The organism is Pantoea sp. Taur, from assembly GCF_009830025.1.
Lineage (GTDB): Bacteria > Pseudomonadota > Gammaproteobacteria > Enterobacterales > Enterobacteriaceae > Pantoea > Pantoea communis.
Map to the genome: position 1 here is coordinate 39307 of NZ_SZZZ01000005.1, position 24500 is coordinate 63806.

Consider the following 24500-nt stretch of genomic DNA (forward strand, 5'->3'; position numbering starts at 1 on the left):
TATTAAAGCCAGTTTTCGCTGATCAACCCGTTCACCCGTGAAAATTCGCGCAGGTTGTTGGTAATGAGTGTTAGCGCTTCACTCCGCGCGTGTGCAGCAATGTGTAAATCATTCAGACCGATGGGTGTGCCTTTCTTTTCCAGGTCAGCGCGAATCGAGCCGTATTGAAATGCTGCCCTTTGGTCGTAACTGAGTACGTCCAGACGGGAAATAAAGTCTTCAACAGTGCGTAAATTCCTTTCAGGAAAAGCACTTTTCTCCGCACCATGAACGAGTTCAGCAAGCGTAATCGATGAGATGACCATGCGCCCGACATTGGCATTAAAGCGTTCCAAAACCTCAATCGGGCGGCGTTTGATGACATAGATAACTATGTTGGTATCCAGCATATAGCGATGCATTAAAAATCTTCCCTGTCAGATTGCTCCTGTGACGCACGCTCATTCATAAAATCATCGCTTACGCTGGGGCCATCGAGGAAAAAGCTATCCCAGGCGTTTTCTATTGGTGTGAGAATGCGCTCTTTGCCAATCGCACGCACCGTGACATTTTTCACGTTGTCGGGAAAGCGCACGTCAGCAGGAATACGCACGTTTTGCGTACGATTATTTGTAAACACTGTACCTTGAGACATATAAACCTCCTTCATAGTGACTGGATAAAGTTTACTCGCTTTATGCTATGTAGCAAAGGTGTATAGCATGTCATTCGGTAATCAATGCCGCTTTTTTACGCCGACTCAGCTTATCCATCATCAGAAACACCACCGGTGTGGTGTAGAGCGTGAGTAGCTGACTCATCACCAGGCCGCCGGTAATAGTGATGCCCAGCGGTTGACGCAATTCCGCACCGTCGCCGCTGGTCAGCACCAGCGGTAGCGCACCAAACAGCGCTGCCAGCGTGGTCATCAGAATCGGGCGGAAACGCATCTGACAGGCCTGGAAAATGGCGTCACGCGCGCTGAGATTGCCATTGCGCTGTGCCTCCAGCGCGAAATCCACCATCATGATGGCGTTCTTTTTCACGATGCCAATCAGCAGCAATATTCCTATCAGCGCAATCAAACTGAACGGCGTATTAAACAGTTCCAGCGCCAGCAGCGCGCCAACGCCGGCCGAGGGCAGAGTAGAGAGAATGGTCAGCGGATGCACGTAGCTCTCATACAAAATCCCCAGCACGATATACACCGCCGCAATCGCCGCCAGCATCAGATACAGCTGATTGGATTGTGACTGCTCAAACACCTGCGCCGTACCGGCAAAGCTGCCGCGTACGCTGGAGGGCACACCGAGCGCCGTCATGGTGCGTTCAACCGCCTCTGAAGCCTGAGATAACGACACGCCTTCCGGCAGGTTGAACGAAATCGTTGAGGCGGCCGACAGACCTTCGTGGTTGACCGACAGCGGCGCGTTAGCTGGTTGCCATTTGGCGAACCAGCTCAGCGGAATGGCTTTGCCATCGCTGTTGATCACGAACATCTGATCGAGGGCGCTGATATCCTGCGTATAGCTCGGATCGACTTCCATCACCACTTTGTACTGATTCAGCGGCTGGTAAATGGTGGAGATTTGCCGTTGACCAAAGGCGTTGTTCAGCAGCGCATTGGCGGCCGAGACTTGAATACCCAGCCGCGCCATGCTTTCCCGATCGTAGGTCAGATCCATTTCGCTGCCTTTGTCCTGCTGATCGGAGTTCACGTCGACCAGTTCCGGCAGTGCAGCAAACGCCTGACGAATTTTTGGCTCCCACTCACGCAGGTCAGCGAGATTATCCGACAGCAGGCTGTATTGGTAGCTGGCGTTGGATTCACGTCCACCGATGCGAATATCCTGCACCGCATTGAGATACAGGTTGGCACCGGGCTCTTTCGCCAGCTTGGTGCGCAGGCGTGCAATCACTTCCTGCGCGTTTTCACTGCGTTCCGACAGCGGCTTAAGTGACACGAACATCGATCCGCTGTTGGTACGCGAACCGCCGGTAAAGCCGGTGACGTTATCCACCGCCGGATCGGCTTTGATGATGTTCATAAAGTCCTGCAGCTTGCCACGCATCGCCTGGAACGAAATGCTCTGATCCGCCGAGATAAAACCGTTTAAGCGCCCGGTGTCTTGTTCCGGCATAAATGTTTTGGGGATCGAGATAAACAGATACACCGTCAGCCCGACGGTGGCGAGCAGTAGCATCAGCACCCAGATGGCATGATTCAGCACCCAACCCAGCGAGCGCGCGTAGCCGTTTTGCACGCTCAGCATCACTTTAGCGAAACCCCGCGTGCGCGGTTGGCTGCGCTTTTCCTGCGGCTTCAGCAGGTAGGCGCACATCATCGGCGTCAGGGTGATGGAGATAAACAGCGAGATGAGGATCGCCACCGACAGCGTGATGGCAAATTCCGAGAAGAAGCGCCCGATAATGCCGCCCAGCATTAGCAGTGGCAGGAACACGGCAATCAGCGACAGACTCATCGACAGCACGGTAAAGCCCACTTCGCGCACGCCGGTTAGCGCCGCCTGTAGCGGTTTCATCCCCGCTTCAACGTGACGCGCGATATTTTCCAGCACCACAATCGCATCATCGACCACGAATCCGGTGGCGATGGTCAGCGCCATCAGCGAGAGGTTGTTGAGGCTGAATCCACACAGATACATGGCGGCAAAGGTGCCAATCAGCGAAACCGGCACGGCGGCGGCCGGGATCAGGGTGGCACGGCCATCGCGCAGGAAGACAAACACCACAAGGATCACCAGCGCCACCGCAATCATTAATGACTGCTCCACTTCCTGCAGCGAGGCGCGAATGGTGGGGGAGCGGTCCTGAGCGATCTGTAAATCGATGGCGGCGGGGATCACCTCATGCAGCAGCGGCATCTCGCTGCGGATGCGATCCACGGTTTCAATGATATTGGCATCCGGCGATTTGCGCACCACCAGCAGCACCGCCGGTTTGCCATTGGTCATCCCGGCGTTACGCACGTCCTGCACCGAGTCCTGCACGTTAGCCACATCGCTCAGGCGGACCGCCGCGCCGTTGCTGTAATGCACCACCAGCGGCTGATATTCGCTGGCGGTTTGCAGCTCATCGTTGGTGCGTACCTGCCAGCGCTGCTGCACATCATCAATCGCCCCTTGCGGACGGCGCTGGTTGGCATTGCTGATGGCAGTACGGACCGCATCCAGTGATACGCCCTGATTAAATAGCGCCTGCGGATTAAGATCGACGCGCACCGCAGGCAATGAACTGCCGCCCACGGTTACATCACCAACGCCCTGAATCTGCGACAGCTTCTGTGCCAGTTGCGTTGAGGCGTAATCATACAGCTGACCGGGATTATAAATATCCGAGGTCAGCGTCAGGATCATGATCGGTGCATCCGATGGGTTGGCTTTGCGATAGGTCGGACGGCTTGGCATGCCGGTCGGCAGCAGGCTTTGGGCGGCGTTGATGGCGGCCTGCACGTCACGCGCGGCACCGTTGATATCGCGGTCAAAATCGAACACCAGAATCACGCGCGTGCTGCCGAGAGAACTGGTGGAGGTCATTTCACTGACACCGGCAATGCGCCCCAGCGAACGTTCCAGCGGCGTGGCCACCGAAGCAGCCATGGTTTCCGGCGACGCACCGGGCAGCGAAGCGGTAATCACGATTACCGGGAAATCCAGCTGCGGCAGCGGGGCGACCGGCAGCAGACGGAAACCGAGAATACCGGCCAGCGCAATCGCCAGCGTCAGCAGCGTGGTCGCCACTGGCCGATGGATAAAAAGCGCGAAGAACTTCACGGCTGCGCCTCGGAACGCTTAAAGCGACGGCGCGTGGCGTGGGCCAGTCGGTCAAACAGCAGATAGATCACTGGCGTGGTAAACAACGTCAGGATTTGGCTGAGGATCAAGCCGCCGACCATGGCAATCCCTAACGGATGACGCAGCTCTGCGCCTACACCGGTGCTCAACATCAATGGCAAGGCACCGAGCAGTGCCGCCATCGTGGTCATCAGAATCGGACGGAAACGCAGTAAACAGGCCTGATAGATCGCTTCACGTGGTGCCATACCTTGCTCACGCTCGGCGGCCAGCGCGAAATCGATCATCATGATGGCGTTTTTCTTCACGATACCGATCAGCAAGATAATGCCGATGATGGCGATGATATCCAGCTCGTTGCCGCTCAGCATCAGCGCCAGCAGCGCGCCCACCCCCGCTGTTGGCAGCGTGGAGAGAATGGTGATCGGATGGATAAAGCTCTCATACAGCACACCGAGCACGATATACATCGCCACCACCGCCGCAATAATCAGCCACACCGTGCTGGTGAGCGCCGCTTCAAACGCCAGCGTGCTGCCCTGGAACTGCGTCATCATTTCGGCGGGCATGCCGACCTGATCTTCGGCTGCGCTGATGGCTTTCACCGCTTCGCCCAGTGAATAGCCCTCGGCGACATCAAACGAGAAGGTGGCTGACGGGAATTGATCGAGGTGGTTAATGCTCAACGCCGCATGACGCTCTTCGATCTGCGCGATGGCACTGAGCGGTACGCTGCCGCCGTCGGTGCTGGTCAGTCGAATACCGTCGAGACTGGCCAGGCCCGGCGTTTGCTCATTGTTCTGCTCCAGCACCACGCGATACTGATTGGCCTGAGTATAAATGGTGGAGATCAATCGTTGACCGAAGGCGTTATACAGCGCGTTATCGACATCCGCCATGGTGATGCCGAGGCGGCTGGCGCTGTCACGATCGACACGGATAAAGGCTTCCAGGCCTTGATCCTGCCAGTCGCTGCTGACGTCACGCAGCTGCGGCAAGCTATTGAGTTGTGCCAGCAGCTTCGGTACCCAGGTGCTGAGTGATTCCAGCGAGCCCGATTGCAGCGTGAACTGGTACGGCGTGCGGCTCGCCTGGGTTTCAATAGTCAGATCCTGCACCGGCTGCAGCCACAGTGAGACGCCAGGCACTTTATCAATCTCTTGCTGCAGGCGTTTCTGTACCGCGGGAATGCGGTCATCACGCTCGCTGAGCGGTTTAAGGTTGATCTGCAAACGCGCGCTGTTCAGTGCCGCATTGGTGCCATCGACGCCGACAAATGACGTCATGCTCTGCACCGCCGGATCTTTCATGATGATCGACGCCACATCGCGCGTGCGTTCCGCCATGCTGCTGTACGACACCGACTGCGGCGCCTGCAAGGTGCCCTGAATAATGCCGTTGTCCTGCTGCGGGAAGAAGCCTTTCGGTATAGCAATCCACATCACTACCGTCAGCAGCAGCGTGCCGAGCGCCACCGACAGTGTGATCCACGGATGCTGCAATACGCGGGTCAGCCAGCGGCCATAACCGGCAATCACCCGATCAAACATCGCTTCACTGGCTCGCGAGAAGCGGTTCTGCTTGCGCAGCGATTCGGCGCTAAGCATGCGTGCACACATCATCGGCGTGAGCGTGAGCGACACCACGGCTGAGATCAGAATCGCCACCGCCAGCGTCACAGCAAACTCACGGAACAGGCGACCAATCACATCGCCCATAAACAGCAGCGGGATCAGCACCGCAATCAGCGAGAAGGTGAGGGAGATAATGGTAAAGCCGATTTCACCCGCGCCCTTCAGCGCCGCCGTCATCGGCTTTTCGCCTTTTTCGATATAGCGCGAGATGTTCTCGATCACCACGATGGCATCGTCGACCACAAAGCCGGTGGCAATGGTGAGTGCCATTAGCGTCAGGTTATTGATCGAGAAGCCGAGGAAATACATGGCCGCAAACGTCCCGACCAGCGACAGCGGTACCGCCACGGCCGGGATGATGGTGGCAGGCACGTTACGCAGAAACAGATAGATGATCATCACCACCAGGCCAATCGCCAGCATCAGCTCGTGCTGCGTATCCGCCACCGATGCACGGATATTGGTGGTGCGGTCGGTGAGCAGTTTCACGTCTACCGATTTGGGCAGTGTGGCGGTAAGGGAGGGCAGCAACGCACGGATGCTGTCTGCAGTGGCGATGATATTGGCGCCAGGCTGGCGCTGTACGTTGAGCACAATCGCCTGCTGACGGTTAGCCCAGGCCCCAAGCCAGCTGTTTTCCGCACCTTGTTCAATGGAGGCGACATCACCAAGACGCACTGGCGCACCGTTGTTATAGCTGATGATCAGCTTGCGGTAATCCTCGGCGGAGGTCATCTGATCGTTGGCGGCCAGCGTAATCGATCGCGTTGGGCCATCCAGGCTGCCCTTGGCGGAGTTGACGTTGGCGTTGGTGATGGCGGTGCGCACGGTTTCGCTGGTCAAGCCTAACGCGGCCAGTGCCTGGGTATTCATTTTCACGCGTACGGCCGGGCGTTGCCCGCCGGACAGCGTCACCAGACCGACGCCGGTGACCTGTGAAATTTTCTGCGCCACGCGCGTCTCCACCATGTCCTGCACCTGGGTCAGCGGCATGCTGGTGGTGGTGACGGCGAGCGTCATGATCGGTGGATCGGCAGGATTGACCTTGCTGTAGACCGGCGGGTTGGGCAGATCGCTGGGCAGCAGATTGGTGGCAGAGTTGATCGCCGCCTGTACTTCCTGCTCGGCGACATCCAAAGAGAGTGAAAGCTGGAACTGCAAGGTCACCACCGAGGCACCGCCGGAACTCTGCGATGCCATCTGCTTCAGCCCTGACATCTGGCCGAACTGACGTTCAAGCGGGGCGGTAATCGAGGACGTCACCACATCCGGGCTGGCGCCGGGATAGAGCGTGACCACCTGAATTGTCGGGTAATCCACTTCGGGCAGCGCCGATACCGGCAGAAAGCGGTAACCGAGCACGCCCGCCAGCAGAATGGCAATCATCAGCAGCGTGGTCGCCACCGGGCGCAGAATAAACAGGCGTGACGGGCCGCCACTGCTGTCCTGAGGCATCACCTCCATTATTGACGCTCTCCGCGCGCAGGCTGGGCGGCGCGCGTGCTGTGTGTGGCGGTACTTTGCGGTGATACCACTTCAACGGTGGCACCTTCGGTCAGACGATCCAATCCGTCAGTGACCACCCGCTCACCGGCGTCGAGCCCGGCACTGATCACCACTTTCTGACTGTCCTGCAAGCCGGCGGTGACGCGCTTCTTACTCACTTTGTTTTCGCTGTTGACCACCCAGACAAAGTGACCGTCGTTGCTCATTTGCAGCGCAGCCGTTGGGATAACCACCGCATCCTGCAGCGTGTCCACTTTCAAACGCGCATTCACAAACTGATTGGGGAACAGCGTGTCATCCTGATTATCAAATCGCGCTTTGAGTTTGATGGTGCCGGTGGTGGCATCAATCTGGTTATCGAGGCTGAGCAGCGTGCCGCTGGTGAGCAGAGTTTTGTTACTGCGATCCCAGGCTTCGACTATCAGCGGCTGGCCGCTTTTCTGTGCCTTGAGGATTTGGCTAATGTTGTTTTCGGCAACGCTGAACACCACGTCAATCGGATGGGTTTCGGTGATCACCACTAAGCCAGTGGTATCGCCAGAAGTGATGTAATTTCCGACATCAACCTGCTTCAACCCGACGCGACCGGCGATCGGTGCGGTAATGCGGCTGTAAGTGAGATTGAGTTGCGCGCTGGCGACGTTACCTTCATCGGCTTTAATCGTGCCCAGCGTTTCACTCACCAGCGAGCGTTGCGTGTCCAGTTCCTGCTGCGACACCAGTGAGGTTTTCGCCAGTTTTTCATAGCGACTGAGATCGCGACGCGCATTGGCGAGCGTGGCCTGATCTTTTGCCAGCTGGCCCTGGGCCTGAATTAACGCAACCTGATACGGGCGGGGATCGATTTCGGCAAGCAGTGCACCCGCTGCGACCTGCTGACCTTCCTTGAAATGTAATGCCATCAGCTGGCCGTCAACGCGACTGCGTACCGTCACGGTATTGGCGGCGGTAACGGTGCCAAGCCCGCTGAGATAGTAGGGCACGCTCTGGGTCGTTGCGGCAGCGGCCTGCACCGGTGCTAAAGGACGGCGATTAGCCCCGCCTGCGCCGCGGCCATGATGCTGCTGGCCTTCGGCTTGCGGCTGCTTACTCGGTTCCGCAGGATGCTGCCACCAATAATATCCACCCGCCAGTGCGGCAATCACGACAACGGTTATCAGGCTTTTTTTCATTCGGCTGTTCATTGCTATGTTGCTCTCCAGCGGTTTCGTATTCCCCAAATGCGAAAGCAAAATGGCCGTTTCGCAAACGAAATGATTGTAGACGCCCGGGCCGGGCAAAAATTGAAGGAATTAAGAATATCTCCGCTAGCGGGCTAAGTATTCATATTGTGTAAACATTTTGGCAGGAAAACGCATAAGCGCAGCGATTTCCTTTGCTAAGCTCAAAGGCAGTCATGTCTCGTTTCAATAAGGAGAACAAAATGAGTCAACAGAAAACCCGTCAGCTTGGCGACAGTGGTATTCAGGTTCCGCTTCTCACTTTTGGCGGCAACGTTTTCGGCTGGACAGTCGACGAGAAAACCTCGTTCTCACTGCTCGACGCGCTGGTAGAAAAAGGACTGTTCTTTATCGATACCGCGGACGTTTATTCGCGCTGGGCTCCCGGTAATGAAGGGGGCGAGTCTGAAACCATCATCGGTAAATGGCTGAAAAAGAGCGGCAAGCGCGACAGTATTGTGCTGGCAACCAAAGTCGGGATGGAGCTTTCACCGGAGAAAACCGGGCTAAAACCGGCTTACATCCGTCAGGCAGTGGAAGATTCGCTGCGTCGTTTGCAAACCGATGTGATCGATCTCTATCAGGCGCACCGCGACGACCAGGATACGCCGCTGGTCGATACACTGAAAGCCTTTGATTCGCTGATTAAAGAAGGCAAAGTGCGTGCAATTGGCGCCTCCAACTACAACGCAAAACGCCTGCAGGAAGCGCTGGATATCAGTAAAAAAGAGGGGCTGGCGCGCTATGAAACGCTACAGCCAGAATACAACCTGTATGACCGCCAGGATTATGAAGGTGGGTTGGAGCAGGTGGCGGTTAAAAATGGCCTCGGCGTGATTAACTACTACTCGCTGGCCAGCGGATTCCTGAGCGGCAAATACAAAAAGCCGGAAGATGCCAGCAAGAGTAAACGCGGGCAGGGCATCGTCGAGAAGTATCTTAACGAGCGCGGCAAGCGCATTGTTGAAGCGCTGGAAGATGTGGCGGCTTCGCACGATGCATCAGCGACTCAGGTCGCGCTGGCGTGGCAGATTGCGCGACCAAGCATCACCGCGCCGATCGTCAGTGCGACCTCGCTGGAGCAGATTAACGAACTGGTGAAAGCCACTGAGTTAGAGTTGAGTAAGCAAGAGATCGAGGAACTGGCGAGCGCCAGTAAGGCGTAATCCTCACGGGACGCGACGGCGTCCCGCTTTATTTTGTTTTTTTGCCATGCAAAAAATGCCATTTCTGTAAAAACATATTCATTCATAGACCCTTGTCACAGTTGCGTTAATTAACTATCACCCTGCCAATGAGTGCGCACATATTTGCAAAAATTGACATAGCGCCAGCACTATCCTCTGTTCGATCCTTTCCCGTTACATCACAAAAGAATAATGATCATGAACAGAAAAAAAGCAGTGCAGCATACGCCCCGTCTGGCAGCGGGCACCCTGATGTTTGCGATGTTGAGTACATCAGCAATGGCGGCTGATGCATTCAGCTATGACTCACCTTACATGTTTGGCGATTGGGGCGGCACCCGATCGCAGCTGGAAAATGACGGCATTAAATTCGACGTCAACTACACCATGGAGAGCGCTTCTAACCTCGGCGGCGGCGCGGATACCAACACTTCCATGCGTTACAGCGATCAGTGGGCGTTTGGCGCCAACTTTGACCTGGAAAAACTGCTGAATTGGCAGGATGCGGAGTTCCAAATGACCATTACCGATCGTAACGGTCAGAATATTTCCGATCAGGTCGCCGATCGTCGTACCGGGATGCTCTCTTCGGTGCAGGAAGTGTACGGTCGTGGGCAAACCTGGCGTCTGACGCAGTTCTGGTTACGTAAAGGGCTGTTCAACGATGTGGTGGATTTGAAAGCCGGTCGTGTCACCGTCGGTGAAGACTTCGATAACTTCGACAGTAAGTTCCAGAACCTGGCCTTTGGTAGTGGTCAGGCGGGTAACTGGCGTGGCGATCGTTGGTTTAACTGGCCGGTTTCCCAGTGGGGCGGCCGTGTGAAATTCAACATCACGCCGGAAGTGTTCTTCCAGGTCGGCTTCTATAACCAGAACAGTTCTAACTACGATCGCGGCGATGGCTTCCGTCTCGACACCAGCAATTCCGAAGGCAATATGGTGCCGGTGGAACTGGGCTGGAAACCGACTTTCGGTGCCGACAAACTGCCGGGTAACTACCGTATCGGGTATTACTACTCGTCAGCCAACAGCGATAATTACGGCAGCTGGCGCGATGGGGCCTATCAAAGCCAGGATCACGCCTACGGTGGTTATGTGCTGTTGCAACAGCAACTGACAGCGCAGGGCGGGGACGCCAGCCGTGGTTTGGGCGTGACGGTACAGGCGGTGATGAACGACCACAAAACCTCGAAAACCGACAACTATCAGTCCATCAGTTTCACCTGGAAAGGGCCCTTTGATGCGCGTCCACAGGATGAAATCGGTGTCGGTGCGGCGCGTATCCACGTTAACAGCGCCTATACCCGTTCGCTGCGTGAGCAGAACAACGCTAACGGCGAAACTGACTTCAACAGCCCGACCTATTTGCCGATTCAGGATGGCTCGGAATATAACTATGAGATCTATTACAACGCTCAGCTGACCAAATGGTTGCAGCTGCGTCCGAACCTGCAATATGTGGTGGCACCGGGTGCAGTGAGCGAAGTGAAAGATGCGTTTGTTGGCGGTATCGCGGCGAACATTAATTTCTGATTCGCGGATGCACATGAAAATGGCGGCCAGGGTGGCCGCCATTTTTTTGCTTGTTACCGGCGTAATATCATTGCGCATCGGGCAGTGGATCAATCATCTGCACAATGCGCGATAAAGTGGTTGCAACCGGGTTAACGGAACATCACTTCTGCCCAGCGCGCCAGACCGGCGGTCACTGAGCCAAAGTCATCACCACCCGCAATTGGCGTGTCCGGCAAGGCCTGCTGCAATGCCGCTCGCAGCACCGGAGAACGTGCGCTGCCGCCAGTCAGGTAGATCACTTCCGGCTTGGTTTCACAGGTGGCGAGTGCCAGATGCACCTGCTCCAGGATGCGCTCCAGCGGCTGATTGATGGCTTCTTCCAGTTGCGTGGCGCTGATATCAGCCTGCAATGACTGGGCGATAAACGCCAGCGACGCTTCGGTTTCCGGCAATTCGGACAAGGCGATTTTGCTCTCTTCCGCCGCACGCACCAGACGATAACTCAGCTTCTGCTGCCACACTTTCAGCAGGTGCGCCACTTTGTCACCTTGCTCTGCATCGCGGATCAGATCGCGCAGCAGTTTACCGCTCGCGGCAGAGTAGAAGTCGCTCTGTGCCGGAACGTCGTTGATCGCCACCGCGTTCCACCACGGCAGTGCGGGCAGGGCGGTGCCTTTCTGCGTGTTGCCGCCCAGACCCAGTAAAGGCATCAGGGTTTTAAACGCGAGGATAATGTCGAGATCGTTACCGCCCACGCGGCAACCACTGTGGCCCAGCAAACTTTCGCGACGGTCGGTTTTATTGCGCCACTCTGGGCCCATCAACAGCATCGAGCAGTCGGTCGTACCGCCGCCGATATCCACCACCAGCACACGCGTCTCTTTCTCCAGCGTGGCTTCAAAGTCCAGCCCGGCGGCAACCGGTTCAAACTGGAATTCCACGTCGCGGAAACCCGCACGCTTCGCTGCACGCAACAGAATACCCTGCGCCTGCTGGTTTGCCTCTTCGCCGCCAAGGCCCTGGAAGTTGATCGGGCGGCCGATCACGGCTTGCTCAATCGTACGGTCGAGTTGGGTTTCGCCCTGCTGGCGAATGTGCAGCATCATGGCGCACACCAGATCTTCGAAGAAGGCGATTTGCTGTGGTTTTAAGCCGTTGGCACCAAGGAAGGATTTCGGTGATTTCACGAACCACACTTCTTCCGGATCGACCATATATTGTTGCAGCGCGGTCAGGCCGAACTGCACGCTTGCCGCGGTGACTTCAATATCTTCTTCGCGGTTATAGCGCAGTGCGCGCTGTAACAGCGCGGTACCTTCGGTATCCGGTGTCGGCACCTGATGATGGCGGTGCAGCCATTCGCTGATCGCTTCACGCGTGGGTGCACAAATCATGGAGGGAAGCAGACGCTGACCGTTCTCCAGTGTCAGCAGGCGCGGTGTACCGTTATCGCTCACTGCGATAGAACAATTGGCCGTGCCGTAATCGAATCCAATGAACATTTTATCCCCCATGCCAGAAAAAAGGGGGCGACTTTAGCGCAGCCAGCGCGGGCTGGCAATGATCACATTTGAACTTCCTGATAAACGTGATACTGACCACGGCCCGCATGTTTCGCGCTATAGCAAGCGACATCCGCCTGTGACATCACCACATTGCTGATGCAGTTGTTCTGATCAATCTGCGTGATACCGGCGCTGGCGCCCACGTGATAAGGGTGATCGTGCCACAGGAAGGTGTATTCGTTGACTGAGGTGACAATGCGCTGAACCACATCGCGCACCTGGTCAACGTCACTGTTAGGCAGCAGCACGCCAAATTCATCGCCACCCAGACGCGCCAGCAGATCGCTGCTGCGCAGGTGCTTTTGCATCAACTCTGCCAGTTCACGTAGCAAGGCATCGCCCGCCGCATGTCCCGCACTGTCATTCACCGCTTTGAATTTATCGAGATCGATAAACACCAGCACGTGCTGGCTGTGATTGGCTGCCGCATCATTCACCATGCGTTTTAATTGCTGTTCAAAGCTGTGGCGATTTGGCAGGCGCGTCAGCATATCGTGCGAGGCGCTGTAGCTGAGGCGCTTCATCATTTTGCGCGATTCACTGACATCCTGAATAACCATCACCGCACCGATGCTGGCGCCGGTTAAGGTTTTCAATGGCGTGATACTGTAATGAATTTCCACCTTTGTACCATCGGGGGTATGCAGTACCAGCCCCTCTTCCAGATCGGGAGTCGTTCTCTCGCCCGATAAGTTGCACAGCAACAGATTCTCCACGCGGGGGCCTTTTGCACCACGCGTGATATTCAGCAACTCGGTAATAGGCATACCCGCCGCTTTATCCTGTGTCCAACCGCTGAGGGTTTCGGCTACCGGGTTCATAAAGGTCACACGCATCTCATCGTCGGTACTGATCACCCCTTCACCGATGGAGGCGAGAGTAATCGCCATCCGCTCTTTTTCCTGGAACAGCGCTTCATTCAGCGCACGCAGTGGCGTGATGTCCTGGCAGATGCCGAGCATACGTTCAATCTGACCATCCTGACTCAGGATACGGTTAGCCTCGGTGCGCACATAGCGCGAGCCGCTGGGCAGATTGACGCGATATTCCATGTGGAATGCGCTGCGTCGTTCAATCGCCTGCTGCACGGTGAGCGCGGCGGTTTCACGTTCGGCAGGATCCAGCAGATGTAGCCAAACATCATAAGTGGGTACCTGATGCGGACCGAGCGCAAACAGTTCATACATCCGCTTGTCCCACAGCATTTCACCGGTCAGCAGATTCCACTCCCACACACCGATACCGCCCGCTTCGTTCGCCAGCGTGATGCGTTCCATCAGGCGACGATTCACCTGCTCACTCTGTTTGAGTTCAGAAATATCGACAATCTGTGCAATAAAATAGAGCGGCTGGAAATTGGCATCGCGCACCATGGATGCTGTCAAACTCGCCCAGACAATTTCGCCATCTTTGCGGAAATAGCGCTTCTCCATGGTGTAGCTCATGATGTCACCCGCCACCAAACGCTCCAGCTGTTGCAGGTCGCTGTTGAGATCATCAGGATGGGTAATCTGCTGGAAAGTGAGTTTTTTCAGCTCGTCCGCCGGAAAGCCCAGCGTGTGACATAGCGATTGATTGACCTGCTGCCAGCCGCCATTGGGCGACACCAGCGCCATGCCAATCGCCGAATACTCCATCGCATGGCGGAAGCGGGTCTCACTCTCGCTGATATGATGCTTTTCGCGCTGGAACGCATCCATCACCAGCGCCATCACATGACTGGGCAGCAGCACTAACAGGAATGGCAACCAGGTGCTGACCTGGCCGAGCAACAGACCCGTCTGTGCCAGGTTAACGAAACTGAATGCCAGCAGAATGGAGATAAAACTGGCATTAAGAAAGAACAGTAAAAAGGCTTCGAATTTCGGTAGCCGCACCGCGCACCAAAACAGGATCACCACAATAAAGGTGAACGGCCACGGCAGAAAACGCAGCGACAAATAGCTGGCCAGTAGGGTGACGATCAGTGTCATCAGCGTTTCCAGCTGACGACCGGGGGTGATTAATTGACGCAGCGGCTTGTTGGGCCATAACAACAGCACGGGGCCGAATGCCAGCACGCCAATCACTTCGGAGATCACCCAGGTAGAAAAGAAGGGCAACGACGCACGATGCCCCACCTGCAGCATCCAGACCGCCACCACACCGCCAATCAGCGGCGCAATCAACCCGGCGCAGACGGCAAATCGCACCCAATCGAGCAGCGAATTCAGGGGATTTCTGCGATCCAGCAGCGCGCGCAACATCAGGCCGCCGAGAATCGCCTGCACCATATTCAGGATGGCAAATTTAAGGTTGCTCAGCGCCGGACCGATGACGATTAAATTGGCCAGCGAGGTGCCGATGACACAGCTGAGCAGCAGCAGCGGAACATGTTTTGAAGGGGCGCGGAACACCACCACCGTCATCAGGGCGGTGGAGTACCAAAGCGGGGAAATGCGTCCGCTGACCACAATCAGTTCGAGACAAAATAGCGTCAGTAAAAAGGCCAATGCTCCCAGAAACAGTGCGTTGAGCCATTTTCTTTGCGGTCTATCCTGTGAGGTTAATATTTCCAGGGTCATGCACGAATCCAGCAGCGCGCATTCGTTACACGTCGAAAAATGCGCCAATCATTCTCTGTTTTGCATGCTAGCACATCTGCATCAGATGTCTGCGCAGAATCTAGTTTAGCCCTGATTCAATGAATGTTTTGGCCCTGGCAAAAAAAGATTAATCGCGAAACAGATCGGCGCGCGTATAGGGTTTTTCTAATCCGGCAAGATGGGCGGAAAAACGTTCAAGAAATTGCTGCGTGGTGGCCACGCGGCCATGACTCATCAACACCAGCGGCACCAGCAGGGCGACACACACTTGCGCCAGGCTGAAGCCCTTCAGAGCGGTGCGGCGCTGTGTCAACAGGAATGCACTGCTCAGCGTAAAGCCCAGCATCAGGCCGGTGAGCACTTCACTGAAGGAGTGCGCGTGGATCACGAGGCGAGACAGGCCGACCATCATCGGGATCAGATAGCCAATACCGATGGTGAATGCGCGCCAAAAGGTGGGGAAGCGGCCCGAAACCAGCCACATCATCACCGGCCAAAGCGTTGCTGACATGGCGCTGTGGCCGCTGAATCCGGTGAAGTTAAATCTGGCGCTGCCAATGCCAAACCCAAGAAACAGGATTTTAGACAGGCTAACCAGCAGGCCCGCCAGGCCAAAAGCGAGCAGCCAATACCAGACAGTTTGGCGGTTGTCGCTTTTCCACGGCAACACCAGCGCGATAATCACGGCGGTCGGGATCAGCAACATGCTGTCACCAAAATAGGTCAGGGTTTTCCAACTCATATTTTTCCTTGGGCTTTATTGAGTCAACCTGGGGGGTACACCACTCAGGCAGGAGAACAGTGTATCGATTAAGCATCTGGCTGCAAAAGGGGATATTCTGAAAAGCGGCGGGCCCATTTCTCTGGCATCAAACAGGTGAAATACCTATAATTGCCGCCAACTAACCCTCTCAATCGGCCCATTGCGGTTTCGGCTTCAATTGGCTCCAGTTATCAGGTCTTAAAAAAGTATGACTGACAAGTCTCATCAGTGCGTGATCGTTGGCATCGCAGGTGCATCCGCATCCGGAAAAAGTCTTATTGCCAGCACGCTCTATCGTGAAATCCGTGACCAGGTCGGTGACGAGCATATCGGTGTGATCCCCGAAGATGCCTACTACAAAGATCAGAGCCACCTCACCATGGAAGAGAGGGTGAAAACCAACTATGACCATCCCAGCGCGATGGACCACGATCTGCTGTTGCAGCATCTGCGCGCGTTAAAGGCGGGTCAGGATATTGAGTTGCCGGTTTATAGCTACGTTGAACACACGCGCACCAGTGACTGTATTCATCTTAAGCCGAAAAAAGTGATCATCCTTGAGGGCATTCTGCTGCTGACCGATGCGCGTCTGCGTCAGGAGATGAACTTCTCCATCTTCGTAGATACCCCGCTGGATATCTGTCTGATGCGTCGCATGAAGCGCGATGTGAATGAGCGTGGTCGTTCCATGGATTCGGTGATGAGCCAGTATCAGAAGACCGTGCGTCCAATGTTCCTGCAGTTTATCGAGCCTTCCAAACAATACGCTGACATTATCGTGCCGCGTGGCGGGAAGAACCGCATCGCCATCGATATTCTCAAAGCCAAGATTAACCAATATCTTTGAAAATACTGCGTCCGGATGGACGTGACGCGTGAAGGTTGTCACAACAGTGGCGACCTTTCGCTACACTTAAAGCATGGAGACTCTGCGATGAGATTATGCGATCGCGACATTGAAGCCTGGCTCGACAACGGTAAACTGGCGATTGATCCGCGCCCACCGGTTGAGCGCATTAATGGCGCAACCGTGGACGTGCGCCTCGGCAATCAGTTCCGCACCTTCAGTGGTCACACTGCGCCATTTATTGATTTGAGTGGTCCAAAACACGAAGTCAGCGCCGCACTGGATCGCGTAATGAGCGATGAGATTGTGCTGCCGGAAGGGGAAGCGTTCTTCCTGCATCCGGGTGAGTTAGCGCTGGCAGTGACGCTGGAATCGGTCACGATTCCGGATGATCTGGTGGGTTGGCTGGATGGCCGCTCCTCGCTGGCGCGTCTGGGCTTGATGGTGCACGTGACGGCACACCGTATCGATCCAGGCTGGCAGGGCCGCATTGTGCTGGAATTCTACAACTCCGGTAAGCTGCCGCTGGCGCTGCGCCCGGGCATGCTGATTGGCGCATTGAGCTTCGAGCCATTGTCTGGCCCGGCGGCACGCCCTTATAACCGCCGCGAAGATGCAAAATATCGTGGTCAGCAGGGTGCCGATGCCAGCCGTATCGACAAAGACTGATGTTCGCCTAAATGATTCAACGTGCGGCAAAGCGGTAAGAGGGTGAATCCCCGGTAGCTGGCATCAGTGTGTGACTGGGGTAAATGAACGCAGCCAACGCCGCTGCAGCATGAAGAATGACGGTGATGAGGGATTATGAGAAGAGTGATAACGACGCTGGCCATCCTGTTAGTGGTGGTCGTGGCGGGCATGACGGCACTGGTGTTGCTGGTCAATCCCAACGACTTTCGTACCTATATGGTACAGCAGGTAGAACAGCGCAGTGGTTATCAACTTGAAGTCAGCGGTGGCCTGCGCTGGCACGTCTGGCCGCAACTCAGTATTCTCGCCGGGCGCATGAGCCTGACCGCACCTGGCGCCAGTCAGCCGATGGTCACTGCTGAAAATATGCGTCTGGATGTCAACCTCTGGCCGCTACTGTCGCATCAGCTAAGCGTCAGCCAGGTGATGCTGAAAAATGCCGTGATTCGCGTCACGCCTGATAGCGCCGCCCAGAAACCGAGCGGTTCACCGGTGGCGCCCACGGACGCGGAACCGGTGGTGACGCGCACCAATGGTTGGTCATTCGACATTGCTAAACTGCGCCTCGCCGACAGTCTGCTGATCTGGCAGCAGCCCGGTGGCGATGAATATAACTTCCGTAATCTCAATCTCAACCTCGATCAGGATGCCAGCAAAAATGCCAGCATCGAACTCGCCACGCGCATTTCACGCAATCAGCGCAATGTTAGCGTCAACCTTAAAGGGCAGATGAATGTGGCGCAGTATCCGCATCGGCTGGTGGGGCAGATAGAAGAGATGGATTACACGCTGGACGGCGCTAACCTCCCGCCACAGGGCATTAAAGGTGCGCTGAGCGGTCAGGGCGAGTGGAACGCTGACAAACAGCAGTTCTCATTGCAAAAGATGCAGCTGACGGCCAATGACAGCACGCTGGATGGCAGTGCCGAGGGGCGTTTAACGCTACCGCAGCAGCTCAATCTGGCTTTACATGCCACAACACTAAATCTCGATAATCTGATGGCCAGTGCGCCTGTCAACGATACCAGCACTCCGCAGCATGCCAGCGTGACCCGTACGCCGGTGATTGCCGAACCACGCACGCGCACCAATGCTGACTCACCGTTGAATCTAATGGATCTGACGCTGAGCCTGAATGCGGATTCCAGCGTGTGGCGCGGATTGACGCTGAGCAATCTGCAGATCGATGCCAGCAATCAGGAAGGGTTGATGACCCTGAACAAACTGCAGGGGAAAATCGGCGATGGGCACTTCTCGATCCCGGGCAGCATTGATATCCGCCAGCCGGTGACGAAAGTCGCCCTGCAGCCGGAAATTGAAAACATCGCCATTGCACCTTTAATGAAAGCGCTGGAACTGCCGGAGAGTTTGCAGGGCACGGTCTCCCTGAAAGGCGATCTCAGCGGCACGGGCCTGAGCGTGGATGAAGCGAAGCGTAACTGGCAGGGTAATGCCGAGCTGGAGGCTAGCAACCTGCAACTCGCCCAGCTTAATCTGCAACAGATGGTGCGCCGTGCCGTGGCGCGCGTGAGCAATAGCGTGACCAATGATGAGCCGGACGATCAGGGGATTCAGCAGCTGAGCGGTCGTATTAGCCTGAATCAGGGCAAGGTTGTCATGCCAGATCTGCAGGGTGGCAGTAACCGCCTGGCAGTGCAGACCAAAGGCACGGTTGATGTGGTGAACCAACAGCTCGACGTCACCTTCAATATGATGCTGCGCGGCTGGAAAGGCGACGATAAGTTAGCGACTCTGCTCAATGGCCAGGCAATTCCACTGCGGATGTACGGTGGCTGGAACAACTTGCAGTACTCACTGCCGGTTGACGATGTGGTGCGCCAGCAGTTGCAGAGTGAAGCGAAGTCGCGCCTTAACGAGTGGCTGGATCGCCAAAAGCCTGCGGTGCAACAACCTTAATCCACGTTAAATGCCGTTATGCCTGGTTTGATGGGCATAACGGCGTCTGTTACCGCCCAGGCTCAGGCGCGGGCACAATCTCCACTTTCTGTACCCGATGATTTTCCACCTGCAGCGTACGCAATAAATAATCCCCTACCTGTAACTCTTCTCCCTCTTCAGGCACATGTTGCAGGCTGTCCATTAATAATCCGGCCAGCGTGTGGTAATTACGTTTCTCATCCAGTGGCAAATGCACATAGGCTGCCAAATCTTCCAGAGGAATATGTCCGTTCGCCACCCAACCGCCATGCGGCATCGGCTGGATATCATAACGCGCATCAATCTCCTCACCTTCATTCGGCAGATTCCCGGCGATGGTTTCCATCAGGTCACTCAGGGTGACCACGCCTTCCACCGATCCAAACTCATCGACCACAAACGCAAAATGGGTGCGGGCGTGACGGAACTGCTCCAGTGCCTGCAATAACGTCAGGCGTTCGGGAAAGATCAGCGGCTGTTTCACCAAAGCACGTAAATCGAGAGAATGGCTGTGCAGCGACTGATGGAGCAAATCAATCACATGCACCACGCCGAGCGGATCGTGCCCGCGTTCGGTAATCAGGATGCGGGTGTGCTGATTGTTATCCAGCTTAGCCATGATCGCGGCGGGATCTTCACTGAGATCGATGTGCTCAATATCGTGGCGTGACGTCATGATGCTGCTGATGTGCCGCTGCCCTAAACCGAGTACGCGGGCAATCATGCGCCGCTCCTGGCGATTGAATAACGCACCTTCATCACTGTCGCTGAGCAATGAGGCGGTATCGGCGTCCAGTTCGGCGCGCTGGGCTTCACCGCGCAATATGCGCAGCACGGCTTCAGAGGTACGCTGGCGCAGCGGGCGTCCGGCGGTGAGGAAGCGGCGGCGATTAAACAGCGCCAGCTGATTAAACATCTCGATCACGATTGAGAAACCAATCGCCGCGTAGAGATAGCCCTTCGGAATAATAAAGCCGAGGCCTTCCGCCACCAGACTGAAGCCAATCATCAGCAGGAAACTCAGGCAGAGAATCACAATGGTTGGATGACCATTCACAAAGCGCGTGAGCGGCTTACTCGCCAGCAGCATGAGTAAAATGGCAATGGTGACCGCCGCCATCATCACCGGCAGTTCGTTCACCATGCCTACAGCGGTAATCACTGCATCAAGCGAGAAGATGGCATCCAGCACCACAATTTGCGCGACCACTGGCCAGAATTTAGCACCGTTCTTACTTTGACCACTCTCTTCGTCGCTGCCTTCCAGACGACTATTGAGTTCCGTCGTGGCTTTATAAAGAAGAAACAGCCCGCCGGAGAGCAGCAATAGATCGCGGGCGCTGAAATTGTGCTGGAACAGGGTAAATAGCGGTTGCGTGAGAGTCACCAGCCAGGAAAGCGATGCCAGCAACACCAGTCGCAACAGCAACGCCAACAGCAAACCGATTACGCGCGCACGGTCACGCGCCGCAGGCGGTAACTTTTCGACCAGGATGGCAATAAAAACCAGGTTATCAATACCCAGCACCAGCTCGAGAACGATTAGCGTGACTAATCCTGCCCAGAGCGACGGATCGAGGATCCACTCCATCATGCTTTCATCACCTGAATGTCTGAAAATGCGTTTTGTCTGATGATAGTGAATCAGCAGGCAAGGTACAAATGAGGCAAATCGCGCGATATCACCCTGTTGTCCTGAGTTTTAGGCATATTCTGAGAAGGTACATTTCGTCGATAAGATGAATGTATGGATAAACTTCACCGCATCGTGATAGTGACGATTAATTCTAATATTCACGCGCAAGCGTACGTTTTTAATGCGAAGCAGTCCGAAGGTGAGTATCGAATTATTCTGAATTTTACGCAGGAATGGGCTGAAAGGGATGGCATCAATACTTATGGCTGGTAGTCTTTTTCCTAAAATAGTGCAGGGGACACGGGGCCTACTTGTAAACAAGCCAGTAATAACTAGTATAGCAACGTGTTAGTAAATGTCTGCGCCGAAGTTGTTAATAGCGCGCTGTTTAGCTTCTTAATGTTATGAATTGTGATCGTGCACGGGATTAGCCTGCCGCTGGCTAAGAATAATCTCAGTGAATGCGATGAAAATAGATGCGATTGCAGCGGTATTGGCAGCGACAGCCAAGGGCGGTAGCGTGCCTGAAGTGCTTTTCTCCGTTCAGATTAGGGCTAAATCGTGGCAAGGGAAGTCAGACTAATCTGTTGGTATTTATTGCAATTCTTTGGCTTTACTAAAAAGAGAATTGGCATAAACACCGGAGCGTTTGCCGCAGATTGCCTCCCCGTTAGCAGTGGATATATCGCTCATTTATTACACAGGGCAGAGGCGTTAGGGATTAGGGAAATAAAATAAAAGAGTTAAATATGCGCGATAACCAAATTACATATAAAAGTCTCCTCACTAAAATTTTACTGGCGTGCTCGGATTTAATTTGTTTCAACGCGGCATTGTTTATTGCTCTGGCGGTGATTAATTCGTTCACAGATTCTCCACTGGCAGATATATCTGAAAAATACCTGCACTTAAAAATCGCCACCCACGTTTGTTTATCGATTATTTGCGTAGGCTGGTTCTGGGTTCGCCTGCGTCATTACACCTATCGCAAGCCATTCTGGTTTGAGCTGAAAGAGATATTTCGTACCATTCTTATTTTCTCTGTCATCGATTTGTCAATTTCAGCATTATCGCAATGGCAGATGTCGCGCTTTGTCTGGGTGACCACCTGGATTCTGGCGTTGATATTAATTCCGCTGGCGCGCGCCATCTCTAAACGCGTACTGAATCACTTCGGTATGTGGAAAAAACAAACCATCATCATCGGCAGTAGCCGTAATGCTGAAGAAGCCTGGCAGGCGCTGCAGAGCGAAGAGGTGATGGGGTTTGATGTGATTGCGTTCTTCGATGTTGATGGCAGTTGCCCGCAGGCCAGCATCTCTGGCGTACCGGTACTGCACAATGAACAAGAGCTGTGGCAGCTGACGCACAGCGAAACCCAGTTCATCGTGGCTGTGGAGTTTGAACAGAGCCAGCATCGTGACAACTGGCTGAAAATGCTGGCAATGCATAACTGCCGTTCAGTCTCAGTGATTCCAACTCTGCGCGGCGTGCCCCTTTACGGTACCGACATGGCCTACATCTTCAGCCATGAAGTGATGATTCTGCGCGTAAACAATAATCTGGCGAAACGCACTTCGCGCTTCCTGAAACGTGCTTTCGACATCGTCGGCGCACTCGGCATCATTATTGCGCTGTCACCGGCGCTGCTGGTCCTCGGCTTTATGGTTGGACGCGATGGCGGCCCACCGATTTACGGTCATGAACGTGTCGGCCTGAACGGACGTAAATTCAAATGCCTTAAATTCCGTTCGATGGTGATCAACTCGAAAGAGGTGCTGGAGGAAGTCCTGCGCACCGATCCGGTCGCTCGCGCCGAATGGGATAAAGATTTCAAACTGAAGAATGACCCGCGTATTACCAAAGTTGGCCACTTCATCCGTAAAACCAGTCTGGATGAACTGCCGCAGCTGTGGAATGTGGTACGCGGCGACATGAGCCTGGTGGGCCCACGTCCAGTGATTGAAGACGAACTCTGTCGTTATGCCGGTGATGTTGATTATTACCTGATGGCGAAACCCGGCATGACGGGATTGTGGCAGGTTAGCGGTCGTAACGACGTTGACTATGAAACGCGCGTCTATTTCGATTCGTGGTATGTCAAAAACTGGTCGCTGTGGAATGACATCGCGATCCTGTTTAAGACAGTGGGTGTCGTACTGAAACGCGATGGCGCTTATTGAGAGTAGAAGGGCAGGGGACGAAATCATTATCCCCGTCTGAAATGCCGGTGCTGGGAGTGCCTTAACTGACAACTGCCATTATCGAGCCTGAATAGAGTCGGTGCTTTGCCGGCAGGGTAATCACCGACTTTAATTGATGTCGTCTCAGGGCACGGTGACAACATAAAACCAAGGGAGCGCATGATAATGACCCACAGTTTCAGTGTTTAACCCGTCAGTTTTATTTTTTTATAAGACGCTACACAGCGGCGTTTTCGCCTCTATCAATCATTAACTGATAGCGAAGAATCAGATGATAATGAAAATTAAATTGATACCTTTACTGGTATCCGCAACTTTTCTCTCCGGGTGCACCATTGAACCAGGTTCGCACCTTTCCACTAGCGGAAAAGATGTCATTGAGCAACAGGATAGCAACTTTGACATCGATAAATACGTCAACGTCTTCCCGCTGACGCCGCGTCTGGTTGAACAGATGCGTCCGAAGCCACTGGTTGCGCAGGCCAACCCGGCGCTGCAGACCGAAATTCAAAGCTACGAATATCGCGTGGGCATTGGCGACGTGCTGAACGTTACCGTATGGGACCACCCGGAGCTGACCACACCAGCGGGTCAGTATCGTAGCGCCAGTGACACCGGTAACTGGGTACAGGCCGATGGCACGATTTTCTACCCGTACATCGGTAAAGTGCGTGTAGCCGGCCGCACCGTAACGGAAATCCGCGCTGAAATTGCGCGCCGCCTTGCGCAGTTCATTGAAAGCCCACAGGTGGATGTCAATGTCGCGGCGTTCCGTTCACAGAAAACCTACGTGACCGGTTCGGTGACCACCTCCGGCCAGCAGGCGATCACTAACGTGCCGCTGACCGTACTCGATGCCGTCAACGCTGCCGGTGGCTTAGCTGCCGATGCAGACTGGCGTAACGTGGTGCTGACGCACCAGGGCAAAGAGCAGCGCATTTCGCTGCAGGCGCTGATGCAAAACGGCGACCTGAGCCAGAACCATCTGCTGTATCCGGGCGATATTCTCTACGTCCCACGTAACGATGATCTGAAAGTCTTCGTGATGGGCGAAGTGAAACAGCAATCCACGCTGAAAATGGACCGTAGCGGCATGACGCTGGCCGAAGCGCTGGGTAATGCGGCTGGGATGGATCAAACCACGTCCGATGCTACCGGTGTCTTCGTTATTCGCCCTATTCGTGGTGCCAACCGCACCAAGATCGCCAACATCTATCAGTTGAATACCAAAGATGCGGCATCGATGGTGATGGGGACTGAATTCCAACTGGAGCCGTACGACATCGTCTACGTCACCGCCACACCAATTACCCGTTGGAACCGTGTGATTTCTGGGCTGCTGCCAACCATCGTGGGTATCGACGATGCAAGCTCCGCAGCACTGCGTTTCCGCAACTGGTCTAACTAAGGTTTCAG

The 24500-nt window shown here is 55.0% G+C and carries 16 protein-coding genes; 7 read left to right on the forward strand and 9 right to left on the reverse strand.

From position 1 onward, the window contains the following. Positions 1-2 precede the first annotated feature (2 nt). The 5 genes from FD744_RS08940 to FD744_RS08960 all read right to left on the reverse strand — a co-directional run bounded on the left by FD744_RS08940 (position 3) and on the right by FD744_RS08960 (position 8118). The gene (locus FD744_RS08940; protein ID WP_034824847.1) at positions 3-401 is read right to left on the reverse strand and encodes a type II toxin-antitoxin system VapC family toxin; all 399 of its coding nucleotides are present in this window, start codon (positions 399-401) and stop codon (positions 3-5) included. Beyond that, positions 401-634 (reverse strand): type II toxin-antitoxin system VapB family antitoxin, encoded by a 234-nt coding sequence (gene vapB / locus FD744_RS08945; protein WP_034824846.1) that lies wholly within the window; start codon positions 632-634, stop codon positions 401-403. The genes FD744_RS08940 and vapB overlap by 1 nt, the downstream gene beginning before the upstream one ends. Before the next feature lie 70 nt (positions 635-704). Continuing rightward, positions 705-3773, reverse strand: a complete 3069-nt coding sequence (mdtC, locus tag FD744_RS08950) for a multidrug efflux RND transporter permease subunit MdtC (protein ID WP_160868023.1) — start codon at positions 3771-3773, stop codon at positions 705-707. Beyond that, complete coding sequence (locus FD744_RS08955) at positions 3770-6892, reverse strand: MdtB/MuxB family multidrug efflux RND transporter permease subunit (protein ID WP_160868024.1); 3123 nt, start codon at positions 6890-6892, stop codon at positions 3770-3772. Before FD744_RS08955 ends, mdtC begins: the two co-directional genes overlap by 4 nt. After that, the gene (locus FD744_RS08960; protein WP_160868025.1) at positions 6892-8118 is read right to left on the reverse strand and encodes an MdtA/MuxA family multidrug efflux RND transporter periplasmic adaptor subunit; all 1227 of its coding nucleotides are present in this window, start codon (positions 8116-8118) and stop codon (positions 6892-6894) included. Before FD744_RS08960 ends, FD744_RS08955 begins: the two co-directional genes overlap by 1 nt. 239 nt (positions 8119-8357) lie before the next feature. Here FD744_RS08960 and FD744_RS08965 point away from each other — a divergent pair, with 239 nt between their 5' ends. Together FD744_RS08965 and FD744_RS08970 are read left to right on the forward strand one after the other, a co-directional pair. Further along, a complete protein-coding gene (locus FD744_RS08965; protein WP_160868026.1) occupies positions 8358-9320 on the forward strand; it encodes an aldo/keto reductase in 963 nt (320 codons plus the stop codon). A 213-nt stretch (positions 9321-9533) separates the two neighbouring features. Next, positions 9534-10874 carry a carbohydrate porin gene (locus FD744_RS08970; RefSeq protein WP_160868027.1) on the forward strand — a complete coding sequence of 447 codons (1341 nt, stop codon included), beginning with the start codon at positions 9534-9536 and terminating at the stop codon, positions 10872-10874. A gap of 131 nt (positions 10875-11005) precedes the next feature. On the opposite strand, the gene yegD is transcribed toward FD744_RS08970, so the two are convergent. The 3 genes from yegD to FD744_RS08985 form a co-directional block, all read right to left on the reverse strand. Beyond that, the gene (gene yegD / locus FD744_RS08975; RefSeq protein ID WP_160868028.1) at positions 11006-12358 is read right to left on the reverse strand and encodes a molecular chaperone; all 1353 of its coding nucleotides are present in this window, start codon (positions 12356-12358) and stop codon (positions 11006-11008) included. A 62-nt stretch (positions 12359-12420) separates the two neighbouring features. Then, positions 12421-14985: a diguanylate cyclase gene (locus tag FD744_RS08980; protein WP_160868029.1), complete on the reverse strand. Its 2565-nt coding sequence runs from the start codon at positions 14983-14985 to the stop codon at positions 12421-12423. 148 nt (positions 14986-15133) lie between these two features. Then, a complete protein-coding gene (locus FD744_RS08985) occupies positions 15134-15748 on the reverse strand; it encodes a phosphatase PAP2 family protein (RefSeq protein ID WP_034824832.1) in 615 nt (204 codons plus the stop codon). Between the two features lie 229 nt (positions 15749-15977). Here FD744_RS08985 and udk point away from each other — a divergent pair, with 229 nt between their 5' ends. The 3 genes from udk (at position 15978) to asmA (ending at position 19223) form a co-directional block, all read left to right on the forward strand. Beyond that, positions 15978-16616, forward strand: coding sequence for a uridine kinase (gene udk / locus FD744_RS08990; protein WP_034824830.1), 639 nt, complete (start codon positions 15978-15980; stop codon positions 16614-16616). Positions 16617-16703: 87 nt separating this feature from the next. After that, positions 16704-17285 (forward strand): dCTP deaminase, encoded by a 582-nt coding sequence (gene dcd, locus FD744_RS08995; protein ID WP_034824828.1) that lies wholly within the window; start codon positions 16704-16706, stop codon positions 17283-17285. Positions 17286-17420: 135 nt separating this feature from the next. Beyond that, positions 17421-19223 carry an outer membrane assembly protein AsmA gene (asmA, locus tag FD744_RS09000; RefSeq protein WP_160868030.1) on the forward strand — a complete coding sequence of 601 codons (1803 nt, stop codon included), beginning with the start codon at positions 17421-17423 and terminating at the stop codon, positions 19221-19223. 49 nt (positions 19224-19272) lie between these two features. Here the strand turns inward: asmA and FD744_RS09005 are convergent, their stop codons facing one another. Further along, the gene (locus tag FD744_RS09005; protein ID WP_160868031.1) at positions 19273-20838 is read right to left on the reverse strand and encodes a TerC family protein; all 1566 of its coding nucleotides are present in this window, start codon (positions 20836-20838) and stop codon (positions 19273-19275) included. Between the two features lie 791 nt (positions 20839-21629). Here FD744_RS09005 and wbaP point away from each other — a divergent pair. Together wbaP and FD744_RS09015 are read left to right on the forward strand one after the other, a co-directional pair. After that, on the forward strand, positions 21630-23063 hold the full coding sequence (wbaP, locus tag FD744_RS09010; RefSeq protein WP_160868032.1) for an undecaprenyl-phosphate galactose phosphotransferase WbaP: 1434 nt from the start codon (positions 21630-21632) through the stop codon (positions 23061-23063). A 298-nt stretch (positions 23064-23361) separates the two neighbouring features. After that, a complete protein-coding gene (locus FD744_RS09015; RefSeq protein WP_155287990.1) occupies positions 23362-24492 on the forward strand; it encodes a polysaccharide export protein in 1131 nt (376 codons plus the stop codon). The last annotated feature ends 8 nt before the right edge of the window (positions 24493-24500 follow it).